At 45.8% G+C, this 18,590-nt stretch carries 17 protein-coding genes; 5 read left to right on the top strand and 12 right to left on the bottom strand.

Annotation, left to right across the window (positions count from 1 at the left end):
- Positions 1–63 precede the first annotated feature (63 nt).
- The 4 genes from KOE27_RS16195 (at position 64) to KOE27_RS16180 (ending at position 5,020) form a co-directional block, all read left to right on the top strand.
- A complete protein-coding gene (locus KOE27_RS16195) occupies positions 64–1,299 on the top strand; it encodes an exo-alpha-sialidase (RefSeq protein ID WP_229252791.1) in 1,236 nt (411 codons plus the stop codon).
- Positions 1,300–1,365: 66 nt separating this feature from the next.
- Entirely contained in the window at positions 1,366–3,327 is a 1,962-nt protein-coding gene (locus KOE27_RS16190) for an FAD-dependent oxidoreductase (protein ID WP_215239894.1), read from the top strand.
- A gap of 24 nt (positions 3,328–3,351) precedes the next feature.
- Positions 3,352–4,155 carry a glycoside hydrolase family 25 protein gene (locus KOE27_RS16185; protein WP_215239893.1) on the top strand — a complete coding sequence of 268 codons (804 nt, stop codon included), beginning with the start codon at positions 3,352–3,354 and terminating at the stop codon, positions 4,153–4,155.
- A 148-nt stretch (positions 4,156–4,303) separates the two neighbouring features.
- The gene (locus KOE27_RS16180) at positions 4,304–5,020 is read left to right on the top strand and encodes a hypothetical protein (RefSeq protein ID WP_215239892.1); all 717 of its coding nucleotides are present in this window, start codon (positions 4,304–4,306) and stop codon (positions 5,018–5,020) included.
- Between the two features lie 61 nt (positions 5,021–5,081).
- On the opposite strand, the gene KOE27_RS16175 is transcribed toward KOE27_RS16180, so the two are convergent.
- Complete coding sequence (locus KOE27_RS16175) at positions 5,082–5,987, bottom strand: alpha/beta hydrolase (RefSeq protein WP_215239891.1); 906 nt, start codon at positions 5,985–5,987, stop codon at positions 5,082–5,084.
- A 120-nt stretch (positions 5,988–6,107) separates the two neighbouring features.
- On the opposite strand from KOE27_RS16175, the gene KOE27_RS16170 reads away from it, so the two are divergent.
- A complete protein-coding gene (locus KOE27_RS16170; protein WP_215241632.1) occupies positions 6,108–8,306 on the top strand; it encodes a B12-binding domain-containing radical SAM protein in 2,199 nt (732 codons plus the stop codon).
- A gap of 13 nt (positions 8,307–8,319) precedes the next feature.
- Here KOE27_RS16170 and nagA read toward each other — a convergent pair whose 3' ends face one another.
- The 11 genes from nagA to KOE27_RS16115 form a co-directional block, all read right to left on the bottom strand.
- A complete protein-coding gene (gene nagA / locus KOE27_RS16165; RefSeq protein WP_215239890.1) occupies positions 8,320–9,429 on the bottom strand; it encodes an N-acetylglucosamine-6-phosphate deacetylase in 1,110 nt (369 codons plus the stop codon).
- A gap of 159 nt (positions 9,430–9,588) precedes the next feature.
- A complete protein-coding gene (locus KOE27_RS16160; RefSeq protein WP_215239889.1) occupies positions 9,589–10,152 on the bottom strand; it encodes a pentapeptide repeat-containing protein in 564 nt (187 codons plus the stop codon).
- A 20-nt stretch (positions 10,153–10,172) separates the two neighbouring features.
- Positions 10,173–10,469 (bottom strand): thioredoxin, encoded by a 297-nt coding sequence (gene trxA / locus KOE27_RS16155; protein ID WP_215239888.1) that lies wholly within the window; start codon positions 10,467–10,469, stop codon positions 10,173–10,175.
- 103 nt (positions 10,470–10,572) lie between these two features.
- Positions 10,573–11,622 (bottom strand): acyltransferase family protein, encoded by a 1,050-nt coding sequence (locus tag KOE27_RS16150; RefSeq protein WP_215239887.1) that lies wholly within the window; start codon positions 11,620–11,622, stop codon positions 10,573–10,575.
- A gap of 60 nt (positions 11,623–11,682) precedes the next feature.
- Complete coding sequence (locus KOE27_RS16145) at positions 11,683–13,020, bottom strand: hypothetical protein (RefSeq protein WP_215239886.1); 1,338 nt, start codon at positions 13,018–13,020, stop codon at positions 11,683–11,685.
- Positions 13,017–13,901 carry a glycosyltransferase family 2 protein gene (locus tag KOE27_RS16140; protein WP_215239885.1) on the bottom strand — a complete coding sequence of 295 codons (885 nt, stop codon included), beginning with the start codon at positions 13,899–13,901 and terminating at the stop codon, positions 13,017–13,019. Before KOE27_RS16140 ends, KOE27_RS16145 begins: the two co-directional genes overlap by 4 nt.
- 20 nt (positions 13,902–13,921) lie before the next feature.
- Positions 13,922–14,881 carry a hypothetical protein gene (locus tag KOE27_RS16135; protein WP_215239884.1) on the bottom strand — a complete coding sequence of 320 codons (960 nt, stop codon included), beginning with the start codon at positions 14,879–14,881 and terminating at the stop codon, positions 13,922–13,924.
- Positions 14,882–14,898: 17 nt separating this feature from the next.
- Complete coding sequence (locus KOE27_RS16130) at positions 14,899–15,678, bottom strand: DUF5672 family protein (protein ID WP_215239883.1); 780 nt, start codon at positions 15,676–15,678, stop codon at positions 14,899–14,901.
- Positions 15,678–16,661, bottom strand: a complete 984-nt coding sequence (locus KOE27_RS16125) for a glycosyltransferase family protein (RefSeq protein WP_215239882.1) — start codon at positions 16,659–16,661, stop codon at positions 15,678–15,680. The genes KOE27_RS16130 and KOE27_RS16125 overlap by 1 nt, the downstream gene beginning before the upstream one ends.
- Complete coding sequence (locus tag KOE27_RS16120) at positions 16,658–17,884, bottom strand: glycosyltransferase family 4 protein (RefSeq protein ID WP_215239881.1); 1,227 nt, start codon at positions 17,882–17,884, stop codon at positions 16,658–16,660. Before KOE27_RS16120 ends, KOE27_RS16125 begins: the two co-directional genes overlap by 4 nt.
- 47 nt (positions 17,885–17,931) lie before the next feature.
- Positions 17,932–18,588: an acetyltransferase gene (locus KOE27_RS16115; RefSeq protein WP_215239880.1), complete on the bottom strand. Its 657-nt coding sequence runs from the start codon at positions 18,586–18,588 to the stop codon at positions 17,932–17,934.
- Positions 18,589–18,590: the final 2 nt, after the last annotated feature.

The following is an 18,590-nucleotide window of genomic DNA, read 5'->3' as shown; positions in this document are numbered from 1 at the left end:
TAAAGAACCTATAACGCTCAGCTAACAAATCCGTTTTACCCCCTAATCAAAAAAATCAGTAAAATGAAGCTCATTGAATTCATACAATATCTTTGGAATAATCGCAGAAGTGTATCCCTGGCCTCGGTTTTTGGAATGGCTGCCATTTTAGCCAATGCGCAAAAGAAACAGCTACCGGCCGCCCCTCCGCACCCGGTTAAGAATGCGTCCTCTTCGCTGATGCTAACGGGAGACTGGCTGCCCGCCGACACGCATAAAATAGATTATGACAAACTTCCCAGGGTACCCGGAGAACATAATGTCATCAGTGATGTTCGTAGCCAAATGGGAGTGAACCAGCATAACTATCTCATACATCACAAGGGTAAATACTGGGCCATGTGGAGTGATGGCCCCGGAGTGGAAGACAGGGTAGGGCAAAGGGTGAAGTATGCTACCAGCAAGGACGGCATAACATGGAGTACTTCGGCTTATTTGACACCCATGCCGCAGGGAGGCGAGCGGCCTAACCTTTACGGAACACGGACCAACAGGGGATTCCGCTACATAGCACGCGGGTTCTGGGTGCGGGACAATGAGTTTCTGGCGTTGGCGTCGCTGGATGAAGCCGAAGGTTTTTTTGGTCCTAGCCTGGAACTGAGAGCTTTTCGTTATAATGAAACACAAGACAGGTGGGAAGATATAGGCGTTATCCACGATGACGCGATCAATAACTTTGCTCCCGAAAAAATAGCTACCGGGGAGTGGATGATGTCCCGCAGGAAATTTGATTACACCGAATCAGGAGTTGAATTTCTGGTAGGAGGAGTGAATAAGATCACAGAATGGAAATCGGTTCCGGTACTGGGCACGGCCAGCGAGCTGGCAGCCGAGGAGCCGTGCTGGTGGCTGCTGCCCGACAATAATCTGGTGGCGCTGTTTCGTGACAACAAGGGTAGCGGTTACATTTATCGCTCGTTTTCTGCTGACAACGGGAAAAGCTGGAGTGCTCCGGTAAAAACGAATTTCCCTGATGCCCGTTCCAAATTCAGCAGTACCCGCCTGAAAGATGGCCGTTACGTGATGGTGTCCAATGCCAATCCAAAGAAACGAGATCCCTTGGTATTATCCGTCAGCGATGACGGGCTCGTATTTAACAAAATGTATTATCTCGTAGGCGGCCGGCATGTGGATTATCCGCATGTGATTGAGCATGAGGGCAACCTGCTGATCGCTTTTGCAGGGGGCAAGCAAACTGTTGAGGTGATGAAAGTGCGCTTGTCGGATCTTGATGGTTTAAAAATGATACCGCAAAAGTAGATTAGCACTGGGGCGCACGCGGTAATACCAGGGCAGACACAGGTGGATAGCCAATAGCAGATAAAAATGAAAAGAAGATACTTTATAAAACTGGGTGCCTTGGGTACCCTCGTTTCAACGGTTGACCTGGCAGCTTGTACAAACGCTGTTACAGAAGACAGTGCGGATGTAGTGGTGGTAGGAGGGAGCCCCGCCGGAATAATGGCGGCCATTGCTGCGGCACGTTCCGGTGCCAAAGTGATTCTGGTAGAATACCATAACCACATCGGAGGTTTGTCGACAAGTGGCTTGGGCAAAAGCGACATTGAAAACAAAGATGCGATTATCGGACTCTTCAGGGAGTTTACTGAAAATATTCTGAGGTACTATACAGATACATACGGTGCTGATTCTGAAAATGTGAAAAAATGCAGGCAGGGCTATTATTATGAGCCCTCCGTAGCGGAGAAGGTTTTTAATACCATGATTGCCCGTGAAAAAAACATTTCACTGAGGTTAAATTACCAGATTGAAAAGGCTGTTACCGAAGCAGATCAGATCAAAGAGGCAGTTTTTTCTCATCGTTCGGATAACGATTCCCTGAAATTAAAGGCACAGGTATTTATTGACGCTACCTACGAGGGAGATTTGTATGCGCTGGCAGGCGCCGCCTACCGGCTAGGGCGTGAAGGCAAAGACGAATTCAATGAAGTACATGCAGGAAGGATATTTTTTGATTACAACGAAAATAAATTCCTGGCCGGAAGTACCGGAGCCGCGGACAAAAAAATCCCGGCGTATACTTATCGCCTGTGTTTTACGGATGACCCTGCAAACAGCTATGTGATGAAGGAACCGCCATTGGGTTACGACCGGAAAAACTATCTGAAATATTTTGATGATCTTAAAGAAGGCCGGCTTAGCGGGCCGAAAGTATACAAAGAAGGACATGGTTACTACAAGGCCCATTTTGATACCATGTTGCGGGTTTTTTCATTCGCCGAAATCCCTAATCGCAAGTTTGATGTGAACACCAATCCCCGGCCACTTGGTTTTCCTTTTCCGGAAGAAAACGCTGATTATGTGGAAGCGGGATGGAAACAAAGGGAGAAAATATTTGCCCGGCACAGAGCGCTGGCTTTGGGATTGTTGTATTTTATACAAAATGATGAGGAGGTGCCTGCGGAGCACCGTAAAATGGCCAATCAGTACCATTTGGCAAAGGATGAATTTAAGGATAACAACCATTTTCCATGGCAGTTGTATGTGCGGGAAGCAAGACGTTTGAAGGGAGTTTACACGCTGACAGAAAATGACGTGACCTTACAGGAGGGCAAGGGACGTACCACTATTTTTGACGACAGTATCATAGCCGGTGAATTTCCGATTGACAGTTTTCCGGCATCTAAAGAACCGTCACCCGACAAGAAGGTACTGGAGGGATACATCGGGATGCTGCCGATTTCTCCGTACCAGATACCATACCGAGCCCTGTTACCCGAAAAGATCAATGGGATTATTGTTCCTGTGGCCGCTTCAACTACCCATGCTGCCTATTCCACATTGAGGATGGAACCTCTCTGGATGGGGATCGGACAAGCAGCCGGTACTGCTGCGGCCATCGCCATAAAAAACAAAGTGGTTCCCCGTGAAGTTTCTGTTTCTGAATTGCAAAAACAATTGCTCGCAAACGGACAGATCCTTACCTATTTTGAGGACCTGGATTTGAAAGATAAGGCAGCCCTGGCCGCTCAGTTCTGGGGAAGTAAAGGCTTTTTTGATTCCTATCTCTCGGATCTGCACCAACCCGTTACCGGGGTAGTACTTACCAGATGGGCGAAGTTGTTTCAGGAAACAGCGGGGACAAACCGGGCTTCCTCAACCTATTCGGGTGAAACTGTCAGTATAGCGGATTTTTTAAAATCGGATGTGTCCCTGGGGCACGATACCTCCTGGTTATACGATAACCGGAGTACCGATTCGCCGGTGTTGCGGGGTGAAATTTGTCAGGCATTCTATACGAGTATATTTGGGAAGGCACATGCTTAGTATTTTTTGTATTTTTGCGGCAGCATGGCACGTAAAAGAACAGGCACATCCAAAACTGCAAAAAGTAAATATTTAAAACCTCTTCCTGCCAAGGGTTGGGCCATCATTGCCGGAATTGTCGTCCTGATCGGTGCGATTATCTGGTATCGTGATGCAACAGATGAGAACCAGTGGGAGTTTGTCAGCAAATTCGGGATCAAACTGCCTCTCAGGTATGCAGTGCATGGTATCGATGTGTCTCATCACAATGCAAGGATCAATTGGGATAAACTGAAAAATGCGCGTTCGGAAAAGGCGGGGATCGACTTTGTGTACATCAAAGCAACGGAAGGTGCCACACACCTCGATCGACAGTTCAAACGTAACTGGGCCGAAGCAAAACGGGTAGGAATGCGAAGGGGAGCCTATCATTTTTATAATCCCAGGGTCATGTCCGACAGGCAGGTGGCTAATTTTATAGCTCAGGTGGACATGCAGCCAGGAGATTTGCCGCCCGTGCTGGACCTGGAAGTAAGCGCCGGGAAACCGGATGATATCATCATCAAGGGAGTTCGCAACTGGCTAAGCCTCATAGAACGGCATTATGGTGTAAAACCTATCATTTATGTCAATGAGCATTACTATAAAAAATACATTGCAGGCAATTTTGATGAATATCCCCTGTGGCTGGCCGGGTATTCCCGCACCCATCTGAACGATCTCGCAAGCGATGCCCACGTACTCTTCTGGCAGCATAGTGAGAAGGGCTGGGCAGACGGTATCCATGGCTTTGTGGATTACAATGTTTTTCTTCATGAAACAACAGATTGGGAAAGTCTGGGCGAATAATGTGTTTGATTTAAATTCGCCCTACTGTACCAGGTAAAATTCTGGGCAATACGTAAATTTCCCCGGTCTGAAAATCAGGTAGGTCTACGCTTAAAAATTTCCTTTGGCCGTTATACTTTTGGTTGAAATAATCAACCAGAAATTTGCCATGAAAAAAGTTGAAATAAGCCTGATGGTAATCGGAATAGTCTTGTTATTTTTTTCCTGTAAAACCAATGCGATTCTGACTTCCAATTTTGAAAGTGAAGTAATCGGCAGCTTACCGGCCAAGGACATTCCCGGTACACCGGATGGGGATATGATCTCTTATTTTCCAGAACTGGAGCCGCGCCTTCGGATTGTAGCTCCGGCTTCTGGAAGTAAGGCACTTCAGTTTAACATGTCACCTGCTTCCGGGCTTACTGCCCACAACCAGTGGCTGTCTTTCCGGGGAATATCTACCAATTTTGCAGAAACACTTTGGTTTACCTATACGGCTGTCCATTCGGGAATGGGGGGAGAACTAGCCATTGATTATGCCGATGGCTCTGCAGGCACCATTGCGCGTATGTATATCGGTGACAACGGAGACGTACGTCTGGTAAGGGATTTTGCAACAAGCGAGAGTGAGCTCATCGGAAATGTACCTCCTGGTGTTTCTCATACCGTTATACTGACGCTCAATATGAACAGTGGAACTTTTAACCTGAGTATTCTTAAAGAAGGCGGGAACATAACCGTAAAGGATCACAGGGTAATATTGGAAAACATACTTCATTATGCCAATCCGGCTAAGCCAAGCGTCAACTTCAGGTTTGACGACGGGGAATCGATGGAAAGAAAATATGTACTGGAGTCAGTAATTATTTCCAGGAAAGAGCCTTAATGCTGTTTCATTTTGGAAAAGGTATAGGGCTTAGCTATGGTTTTGGCAATCCTGCCCTTTCTTATTTCAAATACTTATCAAACCAGTCTGCAAAAGCGGTCATCTCTGGCTCCTCATCATCCCACCCATGTCCGGCTCCTTTTTTGATCACCAGTTCACTGGGTACACCGGCGAGTTTCAGCCGTTCTATCATCTGCCTGGATTGCTGCAATGGTATGCTGGTATCGGCATCACCATGGATGATCAGCGTAGGCGGAGCCGAAGGTGATACATGAAGGGCTGGCGACAAGTCTCTTAATATCTTTTCAATAACCGGCCTGCTCAAAATAGAAACCGGTTTCTTTTCCGTTTCACTCCATTCCTTAAAGTCGAAGGCCGCTGCCCTGTTGGTCTGGATAAGGTATTTTTTATCCAGAAAAGGGTTAAAATCCATTTTACCAAAGTTTATAAAATCAGTAAGAGGATAAAGACAAGCAACGGCCTGTACTTTTGCGGAAACTTGGGATAAAGGCTCATGGGCCTGCGTGGAGGATGAGCCATGATCCATGGCTATGCACAGGGCCAGATGCCCGCCTGCGGAACTTCCGGTTATTCCGATTTTGTCGGGGTGGATATTGTAATCAGATGCACGGAATCGTATAAACCTGACTGCCGTTCGCAGATCAGCCAAGGCGTCGGCAACGGTATATTGCGGAGCGGAGCCATGTTGCACCAGAAATACCGTATACCCTTTTTTCAGAAAGGGGTCCGATAATTTCACATAGGTTGGAATGGCACCATACAATGATTGCCAGCCAGCGCTGACCACAAAAATGATCCCCCTGTAGTTACTTTTTTCAGGTGTTAAAACCTGGCAGGTGAGTGCCATACCATCCTTATGCCCATAAATAATCTCTTTTTGTGATATTTGTGCAGACAATGGTCCGGATAGGAAAACGTACAAGCAGAGCGAAAGCAGCAGTTTCATAATTGGATGGGTGATCGGTAAGAGCTGTTCAAATATAATCTGATTTCGAGGGTTAGGGGCTATCCCATCTATTAATTTTTTAAAACCTGTACCTTTGTGCTGAAGAAAATCAACTATCTCTTGAAAAAGAAAATCCTGCTCGTCACACCACCGTTTACACAGCTCAATACCCCGTATCCCGCTACGGCCTATCTCAAGGGCTTCCTGAATACGCTGGGCAGGGAGTCTTATCAGGCGGATCTGGGGATTGATGTCATTCTGGAATTATTTTCTTCAAAGGGTTTAAAGCAGATGTTTACCCTGCTGGAAAATTCGGACGCCGAACTCACCGAAAACAGTTTCAGGGTTTATGCGCTTCGGGAGGAATATATCACCACAATTGATCCGGTGATCAGGTTTTTGAAAAACAGGAATCCGACTCTTGCGCATAGTATCTGTGACCGGAGTTATCTTCCGGAGGCGGGCCGGTTCAGGATGCTGGAAGATATGGACTGGGCGTTCGGGACGATGGGCATTCATGACAAAGCCAGGCATCTGGCAACGCTGTATCTGGAAGACCTCGGGGATCTTATTCAGGAAGCGATTGATCCGCACTTTGGATTCAGCCGTTACGCCGAGAGACTTGGACGCTCCGCTACGCATTTCGACGAAATGGAAGAAGCACTTGAAAAGCCGGATACCCTGCTGTCTGAAATGCTGGTCAGTGTGCTTCAGACAAAAATCGCAAAGTACCAGCCGGATATCGTATGTATTTCGGTGCCTTTTCCGGGAAACCTGTATGGTGGATTTAAATGCGGGCAGTACCTCAAGAAGAAATATCCGGAGGTAAGAGTGGTGATGGGTGGCGGCTTTGCCAATACCGAGCTGCGCGCTCTGAAAGAACCCCGCGTTTTTAATTACATCGATTTCGTTTGTCTGGATGATGGAGAGGCACCGTTGCTCACTTTGCTGGAATACCTGGATGGAGAACGGGATCTTGAGAGACTTAAGCGGGTATATACTTTAGTAAATGGCGAAGTGATTTATTTCAACGGTGCCATAGAAAGAGATGTTCCCCAGCGCGACACCGGCACACCGGATTACAGCGACCTGCCACTCAATGATTACCTTTCGGTTATCGAGATCGTGAACCCTATGCACCGGTTATGGAGCGACGGCCGTTGGAACAAGCTTACGCTGGCACATGGCTGCTATTGGGGAAAGTGCTCATTTTGTGATATATCACTGGACTATATCAAGCGTTACGAACCGATGACCGCAGCGTTACTATGCGACAGGATTGAGGAAATTATTGAGCAAACCCAGCAGAACGGTTTTCATTTTGTGGACGAAGCCGCACCACCTGCACTGCTGAGGGATCTTGCGCTTGAAATCATCAGAAGGAAGCTTACGTTAGTCTGGTGGACGAATATCAGGTTCGAAAAAAACTTCACTACTGATATTTGCTTGTTGCTGAAAGCGTCCGGTTGTATTGCTATCTCCGGCGGGCTTGAGGTAGCCTCAGACCGTTTGCTGGAGCGTATGAAAAAGGGAGTCACTGTTGCCCAGGTGGCACGTGTTGCAGATGCCTTTACAAAGGCGGGTATAATGGTACATGCGTATCTGATGTATGGTTTTCCTACGCAAACCGCTCAGGAAACCATAGATTCGCTGGAAATGGTGCGCCAGCTCTTCGAACAGGGAGCGGTCCAGTCGGGTTTCTGGCACCGCTTCGCTATGACTGCCCATAGCCCTGTTGGACTTCATCCAGAGGCATTTGATGTAATGAAACTGGGACCCGGCCCCGGTGCTTTTGCCAATAACGATCTTGAACATGAGGATCCTTTGGGAGCAGACCATGATCTTTTCGCGGAGGGACTAAGAAAGTCGCTGTTTAATTATATGCATGGTGTTTGTCTGGATTTTCCACTGGCGCGCTGGTTTGATTTTAAGGTCCCCAGGACCACCGTTCCCAAAAGATATATTGAAAGGAGTATAGCCGACAAAAGTGAGGAAACCCTGCGCCCGAACGCCTTTGTTATCTGGCTGGGAAGCCTGCCCGAGCTTTCCTTGTTTGAAGAGGCCAGCGGCAGTATTACGCAGCAGGTGGCCGAACTCGTGTTTTTTGACAAAAAGAAAGAATGGGCGGTTGAAACAACACCCGAACGAGGAGCCTGGCTGGTTGAGGTCATGCCCCGGTTAGTAATCGGGTATCACCAGCCCATGTCTCTGGAGGAACTCCGCGCGGATTATCAAAACCAGAACCTGGGAGACTTTGACCCCCTTCTGCACTCCGACACCTGGCAGGAGCTAAAATCAGGAGGGCTTTTGTTGTTATAAAAAAGCGGAGATACTAAAACCTGACCACTTCAAACCTGCCGAGGTCATCATCAAAACTGGTAAAAGCGGCCGGATATCCCACAGCTACCTTTCCGATTTTATCTGCCATATTTAACGCTTTGGCAGGGCGGAGTGTGGCCATTTCAATCGCTTCCTGCAAAGGAATCCCCACCTTTTTTACAGCATTTCTGACAGCGTCGGCTAGCGAGATAGTGGCACCAGCCAGGTTACCTTCGGAATTGGTATACCGGCCGTTTTTAAGGGAGGCGTCAAATCCACCCCATTTGAATTCGGTTACTTTTTCTCCTAAAAACAAAGCGTCGGAGATCAGGAATAGTCTGTCTTTTTTGATTTTGTAAGCTACGCTTGCTGCGCCATAGTCGCAATGGATGCCGTCGATGATAATAGGAGCGTAAACATAGGGGTTGTCAAACGTGGCGCCTACGAGGCCAGGTTCGCGGTGCTGAAACGCCGACATGGCGTTGTAGAGATGTGTTACCAGGTTAATACCATGCCCGAAAGCTGCCTGCGCTTCTTCGTAAGTTGCGTTGGAATGCCCGGCAGAAACAGTAATCCCGGATTCGAGCAGCATCAGCAGCTGATCCTCTCTGAACATTTCCGGAGCAATGGTAATCAGTTTTATAATACCTTTCCCGTGATCAATAATTTCCGTAAGTTCGGCATCGGAAGGTTTGCGTACAAATTCTTTCAGATGCGCCCCTCGTTTGGCGGGATTAAGAAACGGGCCCTCCAGATGCATACCCAGCACGCCGGTACCAGGATTTTTTGCGATGTAATTTCTGGTGGCTTCAATACCTTTCAGGATATTTTCTGTGGACGAAGTGATGAGGGTTGGCAGAACATAGGCGGCTCCAGTATGCACGCTCGACTGATAGATGTCATCAATTGTCTCTTCATCGGCTTTTTGCGTAAAGTGATGTCGTTCGCCCCCGTTAACATGGCTGTCAAAAAGACCCGCCGAAAGATTGAAATACATTTTAACCCTTCCGTCAGGAACCGCATTTTCCAATTGGATGATCGTACCTTTTTCAATGGTAATCAACTGATTTTTCAGTACTTCATTCCCTGTAAATAATGTTTTGGTAAATACCTGTTCTGACATAGTGAAAAGGAATATTTTGGTTCGGTTAACAGTAAAATTAAAGGCGGGCAGACCCGCTGTTGGTACTCATTAAAAAAACATTCTGTAGTGCTTATTCCCTGATCAGAATGGATATTAACCCCGGGTACCTCTATCAAATTAAAAGGCAGACAAATGCCTTTATTTAATAATAATATCAAATTTTGTCAGCAGGCCCGCCAGATCTGATGATAGAAATTTAGCCTTTCTGACATTGTTGGCTGTAGGGTCAATGGTGAAATTCTTGCTGGTGGTGAAATCAACACCAGCAAGATTGCTGTTCACAAAAATGGCGTCCCAGAAATCACAATTGTAAAATTTGCATTTGGAAAGATCCGCCTGCGTGAAGTCGGCTCCATGGATTTTACAATTGCTGAAAATGCTTTTGTTAAGTTTTTTGTGATCAAAAATACTATAGTCAAGAATGCAGTTTTCAAAATTCAGCAGAAAGCCGAAGTCTTTGGTCGCCGAAAAATTTACACCAGTCAGCTTACAATTCCGGAAAGTAACGCCATTTAATTTGCAGTTGGAAAAAACAGCATTGCTCAGGTTGCAGTCGGTAAAAATACAATCGGTAAACACCGTTCCTGCCACGTTGGTAAAAATGCAATTCCGAAACTCGAACTGTTCGAACTCACTTGCAGGTAAGTCAGAAACCGAAAAATCAGTATCCTTTAGTACTTCCGAATTTGGTCTGGGGGGCATTAAATGAGCGCTTACAGGTTTTATGAATATTTTTTGATTACCGATTTTAACTGATCCGCCTGCACCACCCCGGATTGTCTCCACATGGGTTTGCCATGTTTAAAAACGATCAGGGTAGGCACTCCCTGAATTTTATAGGCCTGAGCCGCAGCAGGATTTTTATCAATATCCACTTTTATAATGGTTGCTACCTCACCCAGTTCGGCTTTGACATCTTCCAGGATGGGTTTCATCATTTTACAAGGGCCACACCATTCCGCAAAGAAATCCACCAAAACCGGTTTATTACTATTGATAAGCTCTTTGAATGTCGACATGATTTCTAACAGATTAGATACATACTGATAACCTTTCCTTATTTAAAAAGGTTTGCCAGACAGGAATTTGTGCGTAAAAAACAGGCGGGTCGGCCATCAGATTTCAGTTCCAGCGTTTCCTGAGATAATTCCCAAACTTTTTTTCGATCAGCTCATAAGTGAAATTGGAATAGAAAATAGTGAGGGCAATTGAAGTGATCAGAGAGAGAAAGATCATTGTCTCGGAAGTCGGTAATTTCAGGTACCTGAACAACAAGATGTTGATCAGTATTAATACAATTGCGTGGTTCAGGTAAATGGAATATGAAATTTTGCCCAGATACTGAAACGGGCGGCTGGACAGCATCCGGGTGACGGGCCCTAGGGAATTGGCAAAAATGATGATACCTGCCGAGAAGATAACGGGGAAAACCAGGCGCCATAAATTGAGCTCCCAGTGATGGGTGAAATACATCATGGTGACCAAGAGTACCAGAAAGGGGATTTCGGCCCAGGATAAGTGGTACTGTTTTCGGGAATGAATTTGAAATGTAAAAATACCCACACAGAAACAGAGTAACCCTCTGATGAATCCGTAGTCGTAAGCCAGCATGTAATCGCCGTAACCAAAGATGAATATTACGGACAGCAGGATCAGCAAGGCGAAGGCAGGATACTTGTATCTCGGAACCAGCAGGACTACCAGACCGAAGATGATATACGAGATCATCTCTGCGGAGATGGACCAGGCAGGGTAATTCAGTCCGATCCACCCGCCAAAAACAGGTGTTGAACCCATGAAAGTAATGGTATCCACCACGGTCCGGAAATAGTAGGAATAACTGGACGTGCTGACATTTTTAAGTGAGCTGTGATCTCCTAGCAGATTGGATATCAGAAAAATGATTTCCGTAAAAAAGAGCAGGGGATATAATCGGATAAAGCGTTTTTTGAGGAATTGTAAAAAATCCGAGGAGGTATGTATCCTGTCGTTGTAATTGATGGCAATCACAAAGCCGCTCAGGACAAAGAAAAAATCAACAAAAAGACTGGAGTTGATCACAAAGAAATTGTCGTAGAAAATGGAAGACTTGAATGCATTATGATGATGCGCAATGACCAGTACGGAGAAAATTCCTCTAAGGCCATCTAATTGTTCCACTCTACTTTTCATGTATGTTATATGCTGCCGGGATCGTCCTGGGGGTTCCGGTATCGTGATTCAGATTTTGGATTAGCTGGCAGGTGACGCCACTGCAATAGGATCGGTTTTGGGCTTAAATTTCATGCTGTCGGTATATCGGATACCCAGGAATCGGATCATCACCGCATACGGAAACCAAAACACAATGTCATAGGGCCGTCCACCCGTTGCCAGCAGTACCGACATGGATATAAACAAATAAGCAAGAAAAGTAGTCAACGGATTGGTTGGGTTTTTTACCTCCCGCAATGCATAAATGGCTAGAAAAATATTGAAAGAAGCAAAGAATACAAAACCCAATATGCCATGATTCACGAATGATTCAAGTATGGGTACGTCCAGATAATCGTATTTATAACCCATCCCAAGGAAGACATTCCATGAAAAAAAAGTTTTGACAAACATCGCAAAACCACTTACGCGGCCCATGGCGGAGTAATCGACATCAGCTTCATCCGTGAGTTTTACACCTGTGGAGGTGAAGATCACATCCATGATCCTGTTCTCGAAAACGTCCCAGTAACCCAGCAGCAGGTTGAAGATATCACCATACCGGTTCAGGAAGTAATTGATCCCAATGAGGATGATGATCAGGATTATCATATTGCTGAACTTGAAAATACCCCCAATGGAAGTGAGAATATTACGGGCTTTGAATCGGAAAACAAAAAAGGCCCCCAGCATAAGTCCTGTACCCAGGTAACTTGATTTGGCAAGAGACATCACCACAACGCCCAGGCTGAAAAGAGCTGAAAAGAAAAGGAAAACCCTTGTGAAAACACCGGTAGAGTTGTTCAGCAGAATGATAGCACTTACCATGCAGATCACGCCATTGCGGGCAGTGATGTGTGGATTTCCGCCGGGTTGGGCTCCTTCATTTGAAAAACTTACGGCAGCCCGCATTCCCGGCGACCAGTTGGGGTCGGTCAGAAGGGAATAGACCAGCGTAAGATTGCAAAAAAGTGAAACAACAAAAATGACGGCAAGAAGCGTATCCTTGACATCGTTTGGAATGTGCAAAAGAAGGAAAAGAAAAGCCCCGATGAACATATAAGTACCATAGTCGGCCACTGCCTTTCCCTGAAAATTTATAAACAGAAAATAGTAAAACGAAATGGCCAGAAATCCAACACCCAGATTGAAAAGTATGGTATTAGGTTTGTAATATCGTTTGAACAAATGAGACGGGGTCATCAGCAGCAACGCGACGATCATAAAAACGGCTGTGAAAGCACTGCTAGCCGGACCAATTTTTAGCGTATCCCTGATAAAGAAGATCAGCGGAAACCCGTTGAGCATCATCATAATTCCGAGGGAATATCGGAGGTAGTTGAAATTGCTGTATATGTTAAAAAGATTCCAATTCATCTGGATAACCTGTAACCTATGTATTTAAAATCTAACCTGCCAATGAAATAGGCAATTTTCCTAAACCTGCACCAAAGATACCTTAATTTGCTGATGGAAGGGATATTTAACCTCGAAATATACAATTTTTGTATCTGCTCGTGCTCGTCTTTTCCCACCGTTGCAATGGTGGAGGACTTGGCATCCGCATGCACCCGCAACGCTCCGGCAAGACCGTCCACTTTTCTTACTGTGGCAGTTTGGTCGGCGGTGTAGCGGGTAATGAATTCGTAGTCGAAAGCGAAGCGGTATGATTCGTCAAAAAGACCGAATTTATCCACGAGGGACTTCTTAAAAAACAGTGACTGGTTATGAATCTGCATACCTTCCAGGATCTGACTGTCCAGGCTGTAAGAAGTTGTTTTTAAAAGTTCGGTCACTTCGTCGGTTACGGTGATCATATACAGGTCTCCAAAGAGTATGTCGTCTGCTTTTTTCAAAGCGGCTTCTCCAAAACGTTTCAGCGTACCCGGGAAATAGACATCGTCCGAATTCTGGAAGGAAATATACTCCCCGGTTGCCTTTTGCAGCGCTTTGTTAATGGCATGTACCTGTCCTTTGTCTTTTTCGGAAACCCAGTAGCTCAGGTACTTTTCATATTTTCTAATGATATCAACACTATGGTCGGTGGACCCGCCGTCGATGATGATATACTCCAGATTGGGATATTGCTGGTTGAGCACGCTTTTTATGGTTCTTTCCAGAAAGTCGGCCTGGTTGTAGGAGGGTGTTATAACCGTGAGCCGGGGATACCCCGACGTGTTATGTTGCCCTGGCGGCAGCATTTGGTCCGCTGACAGGAATTTGCGCAGACTATCCGTATTTTGCTGAAGAAAACTCATGCTTGCTTTCGTGTGTTAATTCAGATTTGGTATTGATCGATGAATTCGGTGATATCGCTTAGTTTTGCAGCGAGTTTGTTTCTCAAAATTCTTCCGGCTTTAATCTCCGGAATCTGCCCATAGCCCGGTGTACCTTTGGGAGTTGCCTCCGGCCCTGCTGCTGCAAGTAAGGTCCGGTAATAGGATACTAGTTCTTGAAAAGCGATACTTCTCCTGGCCATTCCTGCATAATCGGACCAGATGGGATCAAAAAAGAGAAGCCCGGCGAAGTCAACACTCAGCAACGTATTTCCACCCACGGAGAACTGCCCATTGGCAGCTTCAAGCGGGTGGTTGGGCAGGCGGTGTAAGCCGTAATGCCAGCTGGGCTCACTTACTTTTTCCCAATTGTGAATTCTGACAGGGCCAAAGTTAAGCCAAAGCTGGTCCAGGCACATACCGTCGCATAAATCATATTTAGCCCTGTCCAGCGTTCTTACCGCCCACCAGTTCAGAAAATCAAGTGTCTGCGTGCTTTTTCGGATACTCCATGAACCTGCATGAAACATTCCGATGTTCAGTATTCGTTTATCTTCCAGCGGAGCAGATTTGCGCAGCGGGCTGGTAATATGAGGTGTAAGCGTCATTTCGGCCTGCCTGCCGATAACGGATTCCACTGAGTTAAGCAACAAAACAGTTGGGGCAAAAAACGTCAATCTGTTGCAATGTGGATTCAGTTCCATAATCTTTTTGGCAAACCATGGCCTGCAGGCGGGTAGTAATTCAAAATCGTAGTACTGCTCCGTCATTTGCTGCCACAGCGGAATGGCCAGGTCGGTAACCGGTATGATCCTGTACTGTTCGGGCAGATGCGGTACGGGGCGGTTATCTACCCAGCCGATATAGAAGATATCGCCGGGCTGATGTTCCATCACTGACGCCCCCAATGCCAGTGCGTGTGGTAAGGACGAACGGTTACAAACTGTATATATAATATTCATAGTATATCTTAACTTCCTCAGGGATAATAGGGTAGCTCCCGGGCAATCTCTGAGGTAATTCCTTTAATGGAAGTAATACCAGTAATTGCAAATGGCAACTGACTGGTTTTTAAAGACTTGAGGTCTTCAAGATGGGTAATATGACGGGCAAAGAAATTCTGAACAATTTCGGTAGGTTTACGAAGTTTCGGCATAAAACGGTTGGGCTCCAGATCCCAGAACAGGGCATCAGCGTTAGGCAACGTTTCCGTATGACGGTATTTGTATGCCTGTTTGCTGTTGTTCTTCAGCATATCATACATTCGCTCGATGTAACATAGCATGAACCCATTCTGATCATAACTGTTCCCGAGTACAGTTTTTTGCTCTTCGGACAGCCCCTTTATTCTGGAAAATGGATTGGTCAGGGAAGCTTTGCTTTTTTTATTTTCAAAAACAGGAGCCGCTTTCAGAAAATCATAACCCTGGTTACACCAGTAATTAAGTTCATCTTTAACAATCCAGCTGTTTAGTTCATGAACCAGCAGGTAGTCCGCCCAGTTGAAACGCTCGTAAAACTCCTCCATCAGCAGGAGGGGCGAAAACGCCTTGCGGGAATGAAAGTAACGTTCCGGGAAATGGATAATATCCAGGTGACTCCAGTACTCCCTTATAACGGAGAGGTCTGCGCCTTCATAGCTTAAAAAAATAACAGGATGATTTTTAAGCACATCCAGACTATGATGCAGCGCCATTTCTTCCAGTGGCGTAAGTATGGGGTTTATAACCGGTACTACAACAGTTACAAGCTCTTTCATCAAATGGTCCGTAACTGATTAATGGCAAATTCAAATGGTTTTTTTGCCCATTTTCTGACCCGCTGATACCTCAGCAGTTTGGTTGGCTTAATATAGGAACAACGGAAATTCCGGTAATAAGCGTTGCCGTTGCGGATCAGCGAATCCTTGTACAACCTGAAAAGGTCTGTCAGATCTTTCCTTTCGGAAAGCTCGAAACGGTCCTGATATTTGGACAAAACGTCCGGTTTTTCGGGATCATAACCACTGTAATGAAAGAATATGAGCGGATGTTTCCCATTTACCAGATGGGTATTTTCGCTGTATAAGAATTTTCTTTCATGAATATTCCAATAGGCCGCATTGTAACCCGGGTTGCGCTCGATGTGGACATTATCTACAAAGACCGGCAGGAAATTCATCCAGTTCTGATCCGTAAAAAGGCCGTTGCAAAGGTCAATATAACATTCATACCGCAGCTTTTCTTCCCACCAGCGGATGTAGGCAAGGTTTGCCGCGCTTCTTCTGAAAGCCACAAAGCCCAGGTTGTAAATACCAGTGTTCAGATGATGCAGTTCATTGGGTTTGAGCCGGTCTGTAATTTCCGTGTTGATATGCGGAGTAAGGACGGCCTCATGTTTGGTAAGGTTGTTCAGCATTTCAGTAATCGGCTGAAAAACAATGATATCCGGATCGAAATAGATGACGTTTTGTGCGTCGGGATAATTTTTAAAGAAATAAGTAAAGTAAAAAGGCTTTACAGCTGTATTGAGTTCGGTAATGTTGTAGCGGTCGGCCATTTCCTGAAATTCCTCTATATCGATTTTGTCAATCTCGATCATCGGGTATTCCGGGGTATATGCACTTTCAAATTTTACACCTTCCAGTTTATCCACCAGGCCAACGAAAAAGAGTATGTCAGGATTCGTTTTTTTTAGAGAATCACCCAGTGTCCTCGCCTGCGCAAGGTAGTTGATGGAGCAAATGGTAAAAGCAATAGTCATTGATTCTGCTGTTCCGAAACCTGTAAGGGTAAATACTTTTGAATGATGGCTTCGATATTACCAACACTTTTAGCAGTGTTGTGTCTTTCCAATACTTTTTTACGGGCTTTTTGCCCCATAGCTTCCCGCATCGCAGGATCCAGGATCAATTGGATAACGGCATCGGCCGCAGCGTCTATATCCAGAAAAGGAACGACAAATCCGGCATCTGCTTCTATCAGTTCCGGTGCGCCGCCTGCATCCTGAAAGCATACAATAGGTATTTCCTGCAACGCAGCTTCCAGTACGACCAGCGGATAGGGATCTTCCCGCGAACTTAACAGCAGCACATCAAAGCGGTTGATATAGTCCAGGGCTTTGGGCGTTGGCGGAATCAGGATAATTCTTTCCGAAAGTCCCATGAGCCGTACATCGCTTTCGATGAGTTCGTAAATCTCGTGCTGAGGACCCGCCCCAACCCAGACAAAGTAAACCGGGAGAGGGGCTGTTTTTTGTATAACGCGGCGCGCAATCCAGTTGAAAACGTCATTGCCTTTCCGCCATTCGGCATTGCCACAGCCCCCTATGATAATAGCATCCTGAGGAATACGGTATGTTTTTTCTAAAAGGTCGCCTTGTACTTCCCTCAGCTTTCTGTCAATATGCTCATGGTCAATCAGCGTGAAAGTGCTGACGTGCTGTATCGGGAAGTCGTATTTTTTTACATAGAAATTGGCCACGGCCCTGGAAACGGCGATCAGGTGGTCGGTTTTCCTGAGTAAGAAATTCAGATGTTTTTCGTGCGTGTATATCTTCACGGACATGGCCAGTTCGTGGACAAAAAGCACAACCGGCAAATGGTGGAGAAAGGACAGGAAGCTGTAATAAACTTCCGCATTGGCAATTGAATTAACGAAAACAAGGCCTATGTTCTCACTTTCCAGTTCGGCCACGATCCGTTCATTCTCTTTCTGAGCAAACCTTTCTTCGTATAATTTATAAAGATTGACTTTTTTTAAAATCTTACCGGTAAGCTGTTGGCTGGAAGCAGGGCTGCCGTCGTGATAAAGCCGTGTTGTACTTACCACCTCTTCGAAATCACTTTCAAGTTCTCCTCCGTTACATAACAAAAGATGCATTGGAATCTCTTTATCCTTTAATAGCCTCAATAGCTGCAACAGCAACAACTGGCTACCTGCTCTGTTGGCATCGTGGCTGATAAATAGTATCTTCTTCTGCGTCATTCACCCGAAAATTATTTCTTGTTCAATTATTTCCTGCGGACAGTCTGTCAGTAAGCCTCGTAACTTTTTTTACCAGGAACTTTTTTGGCGGGATTGCCAATGTAAATCCCCCATTCTTCTGTCTCTTTTGTAATGGCGGAGGCCATGCCGGCCAGGGTTCCCTGTGCAATGTGGGTATAATCCCGGATGGTTGCGTTTACCCCAAAAAAGGAGTAGGATTCAACATTACAATGCCCGGAAAGTACTACATGGGAAGTAAAAAACACGTGGTCATGGATGGTACCATGATGCCCGATATGATTGCCGCTCCACATCACAACATTATTACCGATGGTAGTGAAAGGCTGAATGGTATTGTCTTCCAGTATGAAGCAGTTATCGCCGATCTTGTTTTCAAAAGTAGTTGCCTTGGAACTGACGTAGGAGATAAACTGATATCCCTTTGCCTTGGCCTGATTGTAAATAGCCTCCCTGTTGCGGTTCATATTACGTCCGGTCATCGGAGCGAAAAAGGAATAACCGGCAGGGGGGAAAAGGGTCTCTACGTCTTCAAAAGCCACTACTGGCAACCCCTTGAATGAATCTTCCCGGATATATTCCCGGTTTACGGCAAAAGCTACAACCTCATGCTCCGTATCGTGCCGAAGATAATAGTGTGCAAGCTCGGCGGTATCCAGTACTCCAAAAATGATAACTTTGGCCATCT

This window comes from Dyadobacter sp. CECT 9275 (assembly GCF_907164905.1).
GTDB lineage: Bacteria > Bacteroidota > Bacteroidia > Cytophagales > Spirosomataceae > Dyadobacter > Dyadobacter helix.
Note: the sequence above shows the minus strand (reverse complement) of the source record. Positions and strands in the feature narration are given on the sequence as shown.

Coding starts and splice junctions, on each gene's coding strand:
- KOE27_RS16190 (WP_215239894.1), top strand. CDS start 1,366: ATGAAAAGAAGATACTTTATAAAACTGGGTGCCTTGGGTACCCTCGTT.
- KOE27_RS16145 (WP_215239886.1), bottom strand. CDS start 13,020: ATGAATTGGAATCTTTTTAACATATACAGCAATTTCAACTACCTCCGA.
- KOE27_RS16195 (WP_229252791.1), top strand. CDS start 64: ATGAAGCTCATTGAATTCATACAATATCTTTGGAATAATCGCAGAAGT.
- KOE27_RS16160 (WP_215239889.1), bottom strand. CDS start 10,152: ATGCCCCCCAGACCAAATTCGGAAGTACTAAAGGATACTGATTTTTCG.
- KOE27_RS16120 (WP_215239881.1), bottom strand. CDS start 17,884: ATGACGCAGAAGAAGATACTATTTATCAGCCACGATGCCAACAGAGCA.
- trxA (WP_215239888.1), bottom strand. CDS start 10,469: ATGTCGACATTCAAAGAGCTTATCAATAGTAATAAACCGGTTTTGGTG.
- KOE27_RS16130 (WP_215239883.1), bottom strand. CDS start 15,678: ATGAAAGAGCTTGTAACTGTTGTAGTACCGGTTATAAACCCCATACTT.
- KOE27_RS16175 (WP_215239891.1), bottom strand. CDS start 5,987: ATGAAACTGCTGCTTTCGCTCTGCTTGTACGTTTTCCTATCCGGACCA.
- KOE27_RS16125 (WP_215239882.1), bottom strand. CDS start 16,661: ATGACTATTGCTTTTACCATTTGCTCCATCAACTACCTTGCGCAGGCG.
- KOE27_RS16140 (WP_215239885.1), bottom strand. CDS start 13,901: ATGAGTTTTCTTCAGCAAAATACGGATAGTCTGCGCAAATTCCTGTCA.
- KOE27_RS16180 (WP_215239892.1), top strand. CDS start 4,304: ATGAAAAAAGTTGAAATAAGCCTGATGGTAATCGGAATAGTCTTGTTA.
- KOE27_RS16135 (WP_215239884.1), bottom strand. CDS start 14,881: ATGAATATTATATATACAGTTTGTAACCGTTCGTCCTTACCACACGCA.
- KOE27_RS16150 (WP_215239887.1), bottom strand. CDS start 11,622: ATGAAAAGTAGAGTGGAACAATTAGATGGCCTTAGAGGAATTTTCTCC.
- KOE27_RS16115 (WP_215239880.1), bottom strand. CDS start 18,588: ATGGCCAAAGTTATCATTTTTGGAGTACTGGATACCGCCGAGCTTGCA.
- nagA (WP_215239890.1), bottom strand. CDS start 9,429: ATGTCAGAACAGGTATTTACCAAAACATTATTTACAGGGAATGAAGTA.
- KOE27_RS16185 (WP_215239893.1), top strand. CDS start 3,352: ATGGCACGTAAAAGAACAGGCACATCCAAAACTGCAAAAAGTAAATAT.